Consider the following 13,830-nt stretch of genomic DNA (forward strand, 5'->3'; position numbering starts at 1 on the left):
CTATTTGAGATCATGTACTACAACAAGAGCAGCTAATTTACACTAACGGTGTGTCCACTTTCTTGACAGAGGTCCAGAAATCCAGTTAGGCGCCCAGTATTTAAAATCCAGTAAAACGCCCTGTGCGAAATCCAGTTAAACGTGCCAATTCTGCGAGTACGGAGCCGGGGGGAAATGGAAAATAAGGATTTTTAAGTTAGACGTGGTTGGAAAAGCGTCACCGGTACCGTCAAACGTTACCACATCAGAAGGGTGAAAATGAAGACATAGTTTAAGAGCAGCTATGCTTTTGTCCAGACATGATAAGGCAGACTATATATTTACTGTGTGGTAAAGTCGTTTAGGCGGCGGTATTATCAAAAATATATTTACTAACTTGAAATAAGTATGGGAAAGCCTCAAAATAAAGATACTACTCTTGGACGGAGCTTTGCTTCCATAGCGTCGGAGAGAACTGAACATGAAACCGCAAGGAGGAAGAATAAATGGAAATAGGAATAAGCACATTTGTAGAGACGACACCGGACGTACAGACCGGCGAAGTGATAAGCCATGCGCAGCGCTTGCGTGAAGTGGTCGAGGAAATTGTACTGGCCGATCGGGTGGGGCTGGACGTCTTTGGCGTGGGCGAGCATCATCGCAAAGATTATGCGGCGTCTTCCCCCGCCGTCGTACTGGCCGCTGCTGCTTCACAGACGCAGCGTATTCGGCTGACCAGTGCGGTCACCGTGCTTTCCTCCGACGATCCCGTGCGCGTCTTCCAGGATTTTGCCACACTGGATGGCATCTCGAACGGGCGTGCAGAGATTATGGCTGGACGGGGCTCTTTCATCGAATCGTTCCCGTTGTTTGGATATAATTTGCAGGATTACGATGAGCTGTATGATGAGAAGCTGGAGCTGCTGTTAAAAATTCGCGAATCCGAGAAAGTGACCTGGAGCGGCAAGCATCGTCCGGCTATCAACAACCTGGGAGTGTATCCGCGTCCGGTTCAGAATCCGCTTCCGGTCTGGATTGGCAGCGGGGGCACTCCGGAGTCGGTTGTGCGCGCGGGTATGCTCGGCCTGCCTCTGGTTCTCGCGATCATTGGAGGCCGCCCGGTGCAGTTTGCTCCTCTCGTACAGCTCTATAAGAGAGCGGCGGCCAAGGCCGGCCACGATCCGTCCAAGCTGCCCGTAGCGTCACATTCCCATGGCTTCATCGGGGAGGATAATGAACAGGCGGCCGACAAATTTTTCCCATCGACCCAGCAGGCTATGAACGTGATCGGACGGGAGAGGGGATGGGGGCATTACGACCGGGCAAGCTACGATGCCGCGCGAAGCTTCGAAGGAGCGCTGTATGTAGGAGATCCGGAGACGGTCGCTCAGAAGATCATTCACCTTCGCAAGAACGTAGGCATAACCCGCTTCATGCTGCATGTACCCCTTGGCACGATGCCGCATGAGGACGTCATGAGGGCGATCGAGTTATTGGGGACCGAGGTGGCTCCTCGGGTTCGGGAGGAAATCTCCAGATGGGAAGCGGCAGGCGAAGATAAAAAATAATTAGCGAATGTGATATGGAAATATATTGCTAATTTATACTTCGGTAGAAATATATAATGAGCAGCAGATTTTATGTTACGATAAAAGAACAGGCAGCTTCCGCCATTGTAATCATTTCAATATAGCAGACAAGCCTGGGTGAAGTCGAATATTGAAGCAGCCTGTTTCAAATCTAAGATTTATAGAAAATCCGATAGGGAGGTTATCATGGATTTCTCACAATATTATGATAAGGCCAACAAAGCTAATGCGATAAAAGGCGAGGTCCTTTTCAGACTATCCGATATCCTTCCATCTTTAACTAAAGAAAGGTTATCCGCTATTGCTTCTAATTGCCAGCTCTCCGGACGATCCAAAATGAATAAACAAGAACTGGCCTCGAAGCTTCAGGAACGTTTAGTCGACCCGGAATATGTTGAGGCAAGCCTTGTGCTAACTAATCACGAAGAATGGAAGTTGTTCGAAAGGCTGCTTGGCAGGGTGTCCATGCAGCTTAATAGCAAGAAGCCTTCAGAGTATCTGTTTTTAATGAGCAATGGTCTTCTCTTTCCTTTTTATGATCAGGGGAAGATGTTCTATGTCGTACCGGAGGAGATCCAAGAGGCGTATAATAAAGTGCAATCCGAAGCTTTCCTTTATAAAAGAGAGCGTTATGAGGCCGTGCTTCAATATTGTTTGGCGGCGGTTAATCTCTATGGTTATGTGGAGATCAAGCGATTGTTCGAGCTGTATATAGAACAAAACCAGGATCCGTTAAACGAAGAGGAATTCAAGGGAATCATCTTCTTTCATTTGGCCAGACCCCAATCTTTTTGGATGGAGCAAGGCTATCTGATCAGTGATTATTTCAGGGATTTCGATGATCTGAAAGAACTTATGGACAGTACCCTTTTTAAGCCTTATTATACTCCGGATCGGGAGACCTTTTTGAAATATGCCGAATCAGATTATTTCGAAATGACACCTCAATTAAATAAATTGAAGAAGTTTATATTGAAGAATCTCTCTCGGGATAGGGAGCTCGTGGAGGATCTGATCGATGACATTCAGCTGGCCTGCTCCATGGAAGAGCCGCTGCAATCGATCATCCATGAATTCGAGAGAAGAAACATCATCTTCGACGATATGGAACAAGTGAACATTCTGATCTCGCTCATTACAGATGTCCATAATCATACGAGACTCTGGTCCAATCGCGGACATACTCCCGTTGAATTAAGCCTGTCCAGGAAGCCGGAGACTCAGGGCATGGGGGTATCGTATTCGCAAGCGAAATCCGTCAAAATTGGCAGAAACGAGCCTTGTCCATGCGGCAGTGGAAAAAAATACAAGAAGTGCTGTATGAATTAACACGTTATATGTCAAACCCACTCATATGGAGTGGGTTTAGCTGTATGGCTGAGTTAGAGGATGGAGGCTGTTTTGGCCTAGCAATCGATGGGGAGAGTGGTTCTGAATGAATAGCAAAGAACGATTTTCGAGCCGGGTTGATTCGTATGTGAAATATCGCCCGAGCTACCCGCAAGAAGCCATTCAATATTTGTACGATACCGCCGGATTGCCGAAGAATGGCGAAGTGGCGGATATCGGTGCGGGAACGGGGATTTTCTCCAAGCTGCTTCTGGAGCGCGGGAGTAAGGTAACGGCCGTTGAACCGAATAAGGAGATGCGGGAAGCTGCAGAAGATATGCTTGGCGGCGAACCTCATTTTCGCGTAGTGCCGGGGTCTGCCGAGGAGACAGGACTGCAGAGCCGGTCCGTTGATTTTATCGTTTGTGCCCAGTCGTTCCACTGGTTCGACCGCACTGCCTCGCGTGCTGAATTCAGACGGATACTGAGGCCAGGCGGGAAGGTTGCCCTCATTTGGAATTCCCGGCTTACCCACGGAACCCCATTCAGGGAAGAGTATGAGCGGCTGCTCCAAACCTTCGGTACCGACTACAAACCCGAGAAGGACAGGGACCTTTCGCCGGAGGGCTTGGCCTCCTTTTTCAAGTCGGGGACCATACAGGAAGCCCGGTTTACCAATCAACAAGCGTTTGATTTTGAAGGCTTGCGCGGCCGGCTGCACTCATCTTCCTCTAGTCTCGTCCCCGGAGATCCGAATTACGAGAACATGGTGAGCGAACTGCGAGGTCTATTTGACAGGAATAATGTGAACGGACAGGTGGCTATTGACTATGAGACCAGGGTGATCTGGGGCGAGGTTTAAAAATTGACGGTGTAATCGGTCTCCATACGAAACTTAGAAACGTTATTCGGACAAAATGGAGCTTCTTCGTTTTCTAACGAAACTCGAAATCGTTATTGACCAAAATAGAGGATCATGGAGTAGGAATTAGCCCTGATAGCGACTCTGAGTTTCGTTATATTTGAAAAGACATCGTTTTTGCGGCAATAGCGGTTCTCAAGTTCTTTAGCGGGACTGAATACCAATAAAATCTTGAGAACCCCCTCTTCCAAAGTTATAATGGGGGTAATCTTTTAATTGAGGTGAAGTGGATGTCTTTCCGCATCGTTCGAAGTAACTAGTGATCGGGCTGGGTAACAAACGCGTGCAGCCATCAAGGGGGTAGTCTGCCCTTTGGATCGTAAACCAACTAGTGCTTCGAATGGTGTCGGACAGCTCCTATGAGCCAGGGCACCAGCCTGTTTTATTGCTAAAGCCATGCGTTGATTTACCGTGGTTCTTTGCAGTTAAACGGCGAGGGGGGACCCTGGCTTTTTTTATATTTCATCGGTAAACGCGCCCGTCCTAAGGACGGCGATAGCCGTTTATCCTTATTTCAATTAAAAGATAGGGGATTGACGAGCATGTTAAAAAAGTGTCTTTTGCACCTGAAGTGGTGGGTGGTTCTATATCTTTTCATAGGTTTCGCCATACAGTTTTTAAGCAGTTCAGGCATTGTCGTTTTCCAACAAATCTTAGACAAGGCTGTGGCGGCGAAGCATATCGATGAGGTAACGGGTTTAATCGCTGTCTATGGGATCTTGCTGGGAAGCACGGTGATCCTCAATTATTTGGACGAATATCCAAGTACACATATATCGAACAGCCTCACCGAAAGATTGAAAATTATGGCCTTGTCCAAAATATCCAGGATTGATTATCAAGCGTATCAAGATCTGGGAACCGGCCAGATGATAAAGGTAATCGAAAATGGCGCAATAGCGGGAAGCGGCATCCTCTTTTCCTTCCTTCTCCGAACGATGCATGAGTTATTGCCAACCATTATGTTCAGCTTAGTATTCATTAGCTTCTACGACCTAAGGATTATGCTGGTGATAGCAGGCGGATATGTCGTCATCTTTCTCATCACCCATTTGCTGCTCAAATATTTGTACAAAATGAAATCAACGATACTCAAAGAACAAGAAAAGCTGTCCAGATACTCTGTACGGGGATTCATGGAGCTGGTCGTGTTTAGAACGAACAAGAGATATGGGAAAGAGATCGACAAGCTAAGCCAAACGGCACGCAGCATCATTAATACAAGCACCCGGTTAAAAATGATTCATGAAGCCTTCTTCGCAATTTTTGAATGGTTTATCACGGTCGTTAAAATCGTCGTATTGGTTTATGGGATACAAGGCGCTCTAGCAGGGGACACATCGCTTGGGGTGGTAGTCGCATTATTGCTTTTTATTGAGAAGATCTATTCTCCCATTGCTATTTTTAATGTACTATTTGTGGATTACAAGCTTAACAGGGTGGCCTATCAGAGGCTGGAGGATTTTATTAATGCCCCGGAAGATAAAAATTTGGAAGCCGGCAAAGAAGTGACCGATATTCAAGGTAAAATCGAATTCCGAAAGGTATCCTTTGATTATGGAAAAGTAAAGGCGCTGTCCAACGTGTCCTTCTCCATTGAAGCAGGGACTTCGGTTGCTCCGGTAGGATTGAGCGGGAGCGGCAAATCCACGATGATTAAACTGATTGCGGGGTTATTGAAAAAGGAAGAAGGTCAAATCCTGATCGACGGCACGGATATTGACGATCTAAGCCTGAACAGCTACTACGATCATATCTCTTATTTGTCACAGGATACACCGATTTTCGATACTTCCATCCGGGGTAATATTGTATTTGATCAGGCGATTTCGGACGAAGAGATCTATGCGGTTTTGGAAAAAGTTCATTTGAAGGAAACGGTATTGAAATTACCCGGTCAATTGGACGCTTGGGTGGGTGAGCGAGGCGTCAAATTATCCGGAGGCGAAAGGCAGCGATTGGCTTTCGCCCGAATCCTTATGCAGAGAAGAAATGTGTTAATCCTGGATGAGCCCGTGTCCGCACTGGATAATCTCACGGAGGCAAGCCTGATGGAGACCGTCCTGAACGAATTCCGGAACAAAACAGTGATCATTATTGCGCACCGGTTGAATTCCATTAAAGAGGTAGACAAAATCATTGTCGTGGAAAAGGGCTCTGTGATCGGTGAAGGGAAATTTGATTATTTAATGGACCATTGTGAGGCTTTCAAAGAGCTTTGGCATAAAAAAGCTTCTATTGAAGCAATATCGGAGTAGCCGTCGAATTCATCGTATTTCCCCAAAAAAGTGACGTAAACCTTAGAAGTCAGCATTGAAGCTTTGGCAGCGCGCCTCTCCCGGCGCGCGCTGCCGTTTTCTTACGCTTAGAGGTTGATTAATTGGCCTGGATATCCGGGTTAGCGGACAGGATGGCCTCTGTCGTCTCCCATAATTTGGGGAGAAACCGGTTAACTTCTTCGGCGCGAGAGAGGAGATCACTCGCTGAATGGATGCCGATGTCTGTAAGGACCGCGTGGAAGGCGGGAGAATGAGTACGCTGCAGGTCAGGGGCGTCTGCGGCCAGAATCTTGTGGCAGCGTGCATAGGTGGCGACCATCCAGAAGACGGCTTCATGATGATAGCCCGCCTCAATCAGCTCGCGGCTTCCATCGATGGCAATCGGCCGCGCTGCGGCGGTGATGTCGCTGCTGAAGAGAAACGGCGTCTTGGCAACGGCCGACGCGGCGTCGAAAGTATGGGCAAGCCCGTCCAGATGATGCTGCACACGCTGAGGGGTCAGATGAGTGCAGCCGAGCAGCCTGATCAGGTCCGCATAGAGGTGGTCATGACCATACTCCATCAGAACTTTGCGTGCCGCGAGATAGCGGAGCCGTACCGTGGGGTTGCTAAGCGCGGCCACAAGAAGGACGTGCGTGGTCACGCCGGTCGGGAACAGCCAGGCGGTTACCCGGTCATGCAGCGGAGCGGAAGGATCGATCGTCCGCAGTCCGTTCTCCATCTTCTGCCTGGCGTTCTCGCAACGGCGGCGTACCCATTCCGGCTCCGCAAAGCGGCGAGACACTTCGGCTTGCAGTCTGCGTAGATGGCCGGTCGGGTCGGCCATAATCGTGTCCACGCGGAAGCTGCCTGCCAGAGGATAGGACGTCAGAACCTCCTCGACGGAGGCGAGCTGGCTCCAGGACAGATACGTGACCTCTATTAACGTGTCACGGTAGATGAACTTCCCCAGCTTAGGCGGGGCTTCGTCCTGCGCAGTGACGATAACGACGTCGATGTCGGAAGCGGCAGACAACTCTGCGTCATCCGGCAGCCCAACCGTGGAGCCGCTGAAATACGCCCCTCGGAATCCCGCCTCCTGACTGGCGTGCTTCGTAACCCACTCCGCCGCGGCCTTTCGCGCCGAACCTATCTTCATAGTTACCCTCCTTTGACCAAAGTGGATAAAATAGTGGTATTTTTTTCATTTATTTCAAATACTGGGTTATTCATCTTCAGTCCCGGGGCTCCCGCAAAGTACCCGGAGTACGCTTCGAAGGTAACGCGTCACTTAGTAGGGTATTCACAAGGCTATATCAGTGCCTTTTTTATCAGTCTAGCATGGCGATGCGAACAATTCGACCAAGAAAGCCTGCAGTTCTGCAGCTTTTCAGGCTGTTTGCTCCTTCTCCGCTGCAATTCCTGCCAAAGTACATCCTTTTTCTCATTCCAGTGAAAAACAGTCGGCTTCCATACCGAAAGTGCTGTATAATCGCAGGCTTTTCCCTCGAGCGTTCGAGTTCGATCCGGAAAAACTGTGTTTTCGAAGGAATTTGTAATCGCATAAGGATTCATTCCCGAGACTAATTGCCAAGTATTTAACCTCCCTAACCATGTAAATTTGTTTTAAAAAAAATTGGCTTTCGCGAATAATTTTTTTCTAAGTACAACGTATATTTGAATAATAGGCAGGCCTCGCAAGCAAAATTGGCAGCGCAAACATTTTGTAGTGACCGGGAAAGGGCGGATTACAACAACGGGAGGAATGGAAATGCATTTAGTCGTGTCGGGTGCGCATTGCGGAGATGGCGAAAATCAAGCGGGCTATGATGCAGCCTATGATGCAGCCTATGATGCAGCCCATAAGTATGCTGAAGCGGGCCGTGAATCCACATTCATCCGGCTAAAGGCTGGCGTCCAAGGCCGTCCGGAATATATTTCTGTCGAGGATTATCGTCCGTCGATAAGAGAGGGGCAGCGATAAAGCATGAATGGACAGAACCGCACAAATATGGGAGCGCATGCCGCCATAAATCCTGCAGGGAAGGCTCTACCGACACCGCAGCCCCGGCATAACCATCCTAAGCTGAAGAGAATGCTGAAATATTGGCAGCTATATGTCCTGCTCGCTCCTGCCTTAATCTATTTTTTAATCTTTAAATATTATCCCATGTACGGTGTTCAAATCGCCTTCAAAAATTTTGTAGCCGCGAAAGGAATTCTGGGCAGCGATTGGGTCGGATTCGATCATTTCATACGTTTTTTTGACTCCTATTTCTTCTGGGACTTGATTTGGAATACTCTATCCATTAATTTGTACGGCTTGGCTTTGTTCCCCGTATCCATCCTTGTCGCGCTATCGCTTAACGAATTGAAATCCGGCTCGTTCAAGAAAATTGCCCAAACGATCACCTATGCTCCCCACTTTATTTCCGTAGTTGTTTTTGTCGGGATGATCATCGCCTTCCTGGATCCGGATACCGGGATAGTCAATCACTTTCTTCAATGGCTTGGTTTGGAACCGGTTAACTTTATGACGAGCCCGGCCTGGTTCAAAACGATCTTTGTCTTCTCCGGAGAATGGCAGAACCTCGGATGGGGAGCCATCATATACCTCGCGGCGCTGGCCGGAATCGATCCCCAACTCCATGAGGCGGCCAAGGTGGACGGCGCATCCAGGCTGCAGCGCATAAGACATATCAATATTCCCGGAATTCTGCCGACGATTATTATTCTATTGATCTTAAACATGGGAAGCATGATGTCGATCGGGTTCGAGAAAATACTGCTGATGCAAAACCCGCTGAACCTGGAGTCCTCCCAGGTCATTCAAACCTACGTTTACGAGATTGGGATTCTGTCCGGGCAGTACAGCTATTCCACCGCAGTGGGACTGTTTAATTCCGTCGTCAATTTCGTCATCCTTCTATTCTTTAACCGTCTCGCCCGCAGAACGGGTACGAGTTTATGGTAAAGGAGCCCTCCTATGATAAAAGAAGCAAGGTCCGATCGAATCTTCGACATAGCCAACAAGGCACTGGTTTGGTTCTTCATCCTCATTATCACTTACCCGTTGATTTACATACTGAGCGCCTCTATCAGCGATCCGAGTTATGTGAACTCGGGCAGAATGTGGCTGATTCCGAAAGGCATCACCTTCGAAGGGTTTGTCCGGGTCTTTAACAGCACAGAGATCTGGAACGGGTACCGCAACACGATCTTCTATACGCTGCTGGGGACGTTGATCAACCTGGCGGTCACCCTGCCCTGTGCCTACGCCCTGGCCCGGCAAGAGCTTGTCGGCAGAGTAGCCATCATGGGCTTGCTGATCTTCACGATGTTCTTCGATGGCGGCCTCATCCCGACCTATCTTCTGGTGAGAGACCTCGGCATGATCAATACCATCTGGGCGATGGTCATTCCGGGGGCGGCATCCGTATGGAATATTATCGTGACGATGACCTTCTTCCGAGTGACGATTCCGCGGGCGCTGGAAGAGGCGGCGGAGATTGACGGCGCGTCGGTGTTCCGAACGTTCTTTCAAATTGTCCTTCCGTTATCGGCACCCATCGTTGCGGTAATGGCCTTATTTTATGGGGTGGGGCACTGGAATCAATATTTTGCGGGCTTGATCTTCTTATCCGACCGGGAGCTCTTCCCCCTGCAGCTAATTCTGCGGGATATTCTCATCCAGCAGGAGATGACGGCAGAACTTATGATCCAAGGGGCCAATCCCGAAGCCATTGGCGAGCAGGCCAGAATAGCTAACGTGATCAAGTACGCGGTGATGATTGTTTCGGCTGCTCCCCTTCTTATCGTTTACCCGTTTTTACAACGCTTTTTCATAAAGGGTGTCATGATCGGTTCGATCAAGGAATAATCCGTCTCAAGCAATTGGGGCCGGTCATGCCCCGAACGATTTCTCAAATTTAGGAGGGGGAAAATGTCATGCGCAGCAAAATCGCTTTGGCTTCGGCGGCGGCACTTCTGTTAACCGGCTCCGTCTTCGCGGGCTGTTCGAAATCGGAGGAAGGCTCCGGCGGGAAGTCCGGCAATTTGAACGAAACGGGGTTTCCTATCGTCAATGAACCGATCACATTGGAAATGATGGCGCAAAGCTCGCCTTTGCAGCCGAATTGGGAGAACATGGCCTTCTTCGAAGAAATGCAGGAGAAGACCAACATCTCCTTTAAATTCAAAAATTCCACATCGGAGCAGTTTCAACAGAAGAAGCAGCTGGCCTTCGCCAGTCTGGAGCTTCCGGATGTATTCTTCGGCGCCAATCTGACGGCCAATGAAGAGGTCGAATACGGCTCCCAAGGGCTGCTTATCCCGCTGGAGGATCTGATTGAGCAGTATGCCCCGAATCTGAAGAAAGTGATGGAGAAGCACCCGGATCTTAAAGCTTCCATTACGGCCCCGGACGGCCATATCTACGCTTTGCCCGGGCTGGATAATCTGAGCCATTCCCAAACTCCGTTAATATGGATGAACGGTCAATGGCTGAAAAATCTGGGCGAAGAAAGGCCTTCCACTATAGATGAGCTGTACGTCTTATTGAAACAATTTAAGGAACAGGACCCCAATCGGAATGGCACGGCGGATGAGATTCCGCTCTCCGCCTCCAGCGTAGCGGAGCTCCGGTATTCGCTGCTGCCCAACTTCGGGATCTCAGAATCCAATGGCATTTTTGAACGGGACGGCACCGTACACTACGCTTTTATCCAGGAGGAGTACAAGGAGTATTTAACCTTCTTGAACCGTTTATATACGGAAAAATTGTTGGACCCTCAAATCTTCTCTCATACCTGGGAGCAGTATGTGGCCAAGGGAGCGGCCGATAAAGTCGGCATCTTCCCGACCTGGCCCATTGTCATGGTCGGATTTACCGACGTGACGGAAGCGGCCAATTACCCGCTGCTGCCTGCGCTGACGAGTCCGACCAATAAAGAAAAGCTGGTGACCAAAGTATCTGAAATCAAGCGGGGCCGTTTTGCCATTACCAATAAAAACAAACATCCGGAAGCGACCATGCGCTGGGTGGATTACCTCTACTCGGAGGAGGGAACGATTCTTGCCCGCTTAGGGGTGGAAGGGGAGAACTGGAAGTGGGTGGATGAAGGGAAGACGAAGTGGACCCTGCTGGCCCCTGAAGGAATGAACACGACCCAAGCCAATGCGCAGGATGCCCCGGGGGCAGGCTCGAATGTTCCGATGGTGATTGACCAGGAGTTTTTTATCAAGGAGGATAACCCGACGATCCATACGATTTCGGGTTGGGTGGAAGAGGAATATCTGCCTTATGCCAAAGTCCCCTTCCCGCAAATATATTTTACGGTTGACGAGCAGACAACTTACAGCACGATCAAGCCCGACATCGATACTTATCTTAAACAGATGGAGGCGAAATTTGTATCGGGGGAGATCTCCATTGAACAAGGCTGGGACGACTATGTAAGCACCATGAAGAAACTGAAGGTCGACGAACTGGTCAAAATCCATCAGGCGGCCTATGACCGCTGGGCGAAAGCTAAATAAGCAGGGAACGCAGCGCACGCCGGGGAGGTGTGCGCTGCAGTGCTGCATGGCGGATGGTCGGCCCCCGGGATCACATTGCAGACCATCCGTGCGGTGGGATCGACATACTTATGGAGCCTGATTTTATTTAGGGTAGTAGGAGCCGATAGCCCGAGGGCTAGAAGCTGCTTTGGATAGCTTCTTGAGCATGGAGCAAGGCCAACGACATCGGGTTATAAACGATGGGAATCCCAAGCTTCTCAGCGGTATCCTTCAACGCCAGGAATGCTTTGTTGGAGGCCGCGTGGATTCGGGACGGCTTCAATTTCGTTGATTCCAGCAGATGGAGCAACTGATCCACAAACTGCTGTCGACAATCTATATTTTCCACTATCTCCGCTCCGAGAATGATGCCGCTTGTTCCGTTAACCCATAGGCAAAGACGAGGATATTGGCCTCTTTCTCCTCTCTTGCCTATAAGAATATCGGCGAACATGAAGTCTGCTTCCCAGATTTCCTTCGATTTTCTGACTGTCTTCTTCAATTGACGCAGACGAATTTCATCCGGATAAAGATAGGGCTCGATCAGTTCCCCTTTCGGATGCCAGGGCAGCCAATGATCCTGCCAGACGATGCCATTCTTCGTTGCTTGCGGGACAAGGTGAAGGCGTTTCTCCCCAGAGCCGTACTCGGTTTCGTCGCGTTCGAAATTTAGCTCATGATTTTCACGAAACCGTTCCGCGACCACGAATGCTTGCTCTAACGCAACAGTGAGGAATCTGACCTCTTGCTTATCCAAATACCAAGGTTGAAGTCCGGGCTTATAGCTGCGGAACAGCGGCCATTCGCCGGAGCCTCGAAATTTGTAACCTAGTTCGCGAATAAGACCCAAATCCTTTTTGTCTAATTGATCCCGATCTTCGAAGTTTACGGATATGGCGTCAGTAGTAAACATTGACTCTTTAGTATCCTTGTCCACCCCATAACTTTGTACAATGTCTCTAAGGAAAGCCCCGGCTTGAGGACCCCGGTACACATTCAGACCATAATCCATCCCTCCCGCACCAAGGGGGACACAATATCCGATTTCACCGGTCTCGGGGTCCGTTATCGCGAAATAATCCTCGTTCGTCATCCAATTCCAGCATCCCTGCTGCTTAAACTTTATAGCCGCTTCGAACAATCGGCGCCATTCCTGGATACTTGCTTCGGTTTTGTCCATGTTCAATTCTCCCGTAAGATGATGTAATTTCCTAATGCTATTGCAAGTAAGACCCTTTAAGTTTCAACCTGTTAAAGAAAATTATACTCTTTTGCCCAGGCTCTTACCAATGGATCAGCAGAAAAATGATTAGTGCCGTCAGCTATCTTCGGAAAATTCAAACTTGAACGAAAATTCCACTGGTTCCGGCCAAAAGCGTTCAGTTATGTGGTAACATATACCATAAAACGGAAAGGGAATAAGCGAATGATGACACGAATCGGATTTATACGACATGGAGAGACGGTGTGGAATGCGGAGAGAAGGGCACAGGGCCAGAGTGATATTCCTCTCAATGACCGGGGGAGGCGGCAGGCCCGGTACCTGGCCGAGCGCTTGAGAACGGAGCCTTGGGACTGTCTCTTCTCCAGCGATCTTTCGCGGGCTAAGGAAACAGCGGATATTGTGGCCGAAGCAATAGGAGTGCCGGTACGGACCGACCCGCGCTTGAGGGAAATGCATAAAGGTGAAATTGAGGGGACGACTCCGGAGGAAAGGATCGCCCGGTGGGGAGAGCAGTGGGAGAAGCTGCCCCTCGGAATTGAAGAGGAGCGCTCTATCGTTGGCCGGGGAACTTCCTTCCTGTCCGAGCTAATAGAGAGTGCCCGGGGCAAAAATATACTGGCCGTCAGCCACGGGGCGTTAATCGGACTAACGGTCAGAAGCCTGATACCTCATGTGAACGTGGATGTGCATTTTCATAATACATCGATTACGATTGTCCGCTATGACGGCTCGAAATGGGACTGCGAGCTGTTTAATTGCGCCAAGCATGTGCAGCAATGAATGGAATCATAAACAAAATTGATATTATTATCGAATGTGATAGAAATGAAGTCGGGCCATAGGATGGGTGTCCGGGCTCCAACTGCTGCGGGGAACTGTGGTCCTTTTTTTTCTACGGCTGACCAATTAACTAACAAGGATTTCCAATGACCTTCGTCGAAGTATTTTTTACATACTTTGACGGAGGTT

At 49.2% G+C, this 13,830-nt stretch carries 11 protein-coding genes; 9 read left to right on the forward strand and 2 right to left on the reverse strand.

Going from position 1 to position 13,830, the window contains the following annotated elements:
- Positions 1-485 precede the first annotated feature (485 nt).
- The 4 genes from ACTHRH_RS24870 (at position 486) to ACTHRH_RS24885 (ending at position 6,077) form a co-directional block, all read left to right on the forward strand.
- On the forward strand, positions 486-1,547 hold the full coding sequence (locus tag ACTHRH_RS24870; RefSeq protein WP_144939253.1) for an LLM class flavin-dependent oxidoreductase: 1,062 nt from the start codon (positions 486-488) through the stop codon (positions 1,545-1,547).
- Between the two features lie 357 nt (positions 1,548-1,904).
- Positions 1,905-2,897 carry a YecA family protein gene (locus tag ACTHRH_RS24875; RefSeq protein WP_186328412.1) on the forward strand — a complete coding sequence of 331 codons (993 nt, stop codon included), beginning with the start codon at positions 1,905-1,907 and terminating at the stop codon, positions 2,895-2,897.
- A gap of 106 nt (positions 2,898-3,003) precedes the next feature.
- Positions 3,004-3,759 (forward strand): class I SAM-dependent methyltransferase, encoded by a 756-nt coding sequence (locus ACTHRH_RS24880; protein WP_440418127.1) that lies wholly within the window; start codon positions 3,004-3,006, stop codon positions 3,757-3,759.
- A 602-nt stretch (positions 3,760-4,361) separates the two neighbouring features.
- The gene (locus ACTHRH_RS24885) at positions 4,362-6,077 is read left to right on the forward strand and encodes an ABC transporter ATP-binding protein (protein ID WP_440418129.1); all 1,716 of its coding nucleotides are present in this window, start codon (positions 4,362-4,364) and stop codon (positions 6,075-6,077) included.
- Positions 6,078-6,195: 118 nt separating this feature from the next.
- Here ACTHRH_RS24885 and ACTHRH_RS24890 read toward each other — a convergent pair whose 3' ends face one another.
- Positions 6,196-7,236: a hypothetical protein gene (locus ACTHRH_RS24890; protein ID WP_379288042.1), complete on the reverse strand. Its 1,041-nt coding sequence runs from the start codon at positions 7,234-7,236 to the stop codon at positions 6,196-6,198.
- 612 nt (positions 7,237-7,848) lie between these two features.
- Between ACTHRH_RS24890 and ACTHRH_RS24895 the strand changes: the two genes are divergently transcribed.
- From ACTHRH_RS24895 to ACTHRH_RS24910, 4 genes are all read left to right on the forward strand, one after another.
- A complete protein-coding gene (locus ACTHRH_RS24895) occupies positions 7,849-8,061 on the forward strand; it encodes a hypothetical protein (RefSeq protein ID WP_379288044.1) in 213 nt (70 codons plus the stop codon).
- Between the two features lie 3 nt (positions 8,062-8,064).
- Positions 8,065-9,051: an ABC transporter permease gene (locus tag ACTHRH_RS24900; protein ID WP_379288046.1), complete on the forward strand. Its 987-nt coding sequence runs from the start codon at positions 8,065-8,067 to the stop codon at positions 9,049-9,051.
- Positions 9,052-9,063: 12 nt separating this feature from the next.
- Positions 9,064-9,957 carry a carbohydrate ABC transporter permease gene (locus ACTHRH_RS24905; protein ID WP_144939239.1) on the forward strand — a complete coding sequence of 298 codons (894 nt, stop codon included), beginning with the start codon at positions 9,064-9,066 and terminating at the stop codon, positions 9,955-9,957.
- Between the two features lie 68 nt (positions 9,958-10,025).
- Positions 10,026-11,615, forward strand: coding sequence for an extracellular solute-binding protein (locus tag ACTHRH_RS24910; RefSeq protein ID WP_440418132.1), 1,590 nt, complete (start codon positions 10,026-10,028; stop codon positions 11,613-11,615).
- Between the two features lie 157 nt (positions 11,616-11,772).
- Here the strand turns inward: ACTHRH_RS24910 and ACTHRH_RS24915 are convergent, their stop codons facing one another.
- Positions 11,773-12,816 carry a DUF7309 domain-containing protein gene (locus ACTHRH_RS24915; protein ID WP_440418134.1) on the reverse strand — a complete coding sequence of 348 codons (1,044 nt, stop codon included), beginning with the start codon at positions 12,814-12,816 and terminating at the stop codon, positions 11,773-11,775.
- Positions 12,817-13,062: 246 nt separating this feature from the next.
- Between ACTHRH_RS24915 and ACTHRH_RS24920 the strand changes: the two genes are divergently transcribed.
- The gene (locus ACTHRH_RS24920) at positions 13,063-13,641 is read left to right on the forward strand and encodes a histidine phosphatase family protein (RefSeq protein WP_440418136.1); all 579 of its coding nucleotides are present in this window, start codon (positions 13,063-13,065) and stop codon (positions 13,639-13,641) included.
- Positions 13,642-13,830: the final 189 nt, after the last annotated feature.

Source organism: Paenibacillus sp. SAFN-117, from assembly GCF_051966115.1.
Classification (GTDB): Bacteria; Bacillota; Bacilli; order Paenibacillales; family NBRC-103111; genus Paenibacillus_L; species Paenibacillus_L residui.

What these genes read in the sequence shown, in the direction of transcription:
- ACTHRH_RS24870 (WP_144939253.1), top strand. Translation starts at nt 486, where the DNA reads ATGGAAATAGGAATAAGCACATTTGTAGAGACGACACCGGACGTACAG.
- ACTHRH_RS24875 (WP_186328412.1), top strand. Translation starts at nt 1,905, where the DNA reads ATGAATAAACAAGAACTGGCCTCGAAGCTTCAGGAACGTTTAGTCGAC.
- ACTHRH_RS24880 (WP_440418127.1), top strand. Translation starts at nt 3,004, where the DNA reads ATGAATAGCAAAGAACGATTTTCGAGCCGGGTTGATTCGTATGTGAAA.
- ACTHRH_RS24885 (WP_440418129.1), top strand. Translation starts at nt 4,362, where the DNA reads ATGTTAAAAAAGTGTCTTTTGCACCTGAAGTGGTGGGTGGTTCTATAT.
- ACTHRH_RS24890 (WP_379288042.1), bottom strand. Translation starts at nt 7,236, where the DNA reads ATGAAGATAGGTTCGGCGCGAAAGGCCGCGGCGGAGTGGGTTACGAAG.
- ACTHRH_RS24895 (WP_379288044.1), top strand. Translation starts at nt 7,849, where the DNA reads ATGCATTTAGTCGTGTCGGGTGCGCATTGCGGAGATGGCGAAAATCAA.
- ACTHRH_RS24900 (WP_379288046.1), top strand. Translation starts at nt 8,065, where the DNA reads ATGAATGGACAGAACCGCACAAATATGGGAGCGCATGCCGCCATAAAT.
- ACTHRH_RS24905 (WP_144939239.1), top strand. Translation starts at nt 9,064, where the DNA reads ATGATAAAAGAAGCAAGGTCCGATCGAATCTTCGACATAGCCAACAAG.
- ACTHRH_RS24910 (WP_440418132.1), top strand. Translation starts at nt 10,026, where the DNA reads ATGCGCAGCAAAATCGCTTTGGCTTCGGCGGCGGCACTTCTGTTAACC.
- ACTHRH_RS24915 (WP_440418134.1), bottom strand. Translation starts at nt 12,816, where the DNA reads ATGGACAAAACCGAAGCAAGTATCCAGGAATGGCGCCGATTGTTCGAA.
- ACTHRH_RS24920 (WP_440418136.1), top strand. Translation starts at nt 13,063, where the DNA reads ATGATGACACGAATCGGATTTATACGACATGGAGAGACGGTGTGGAAT.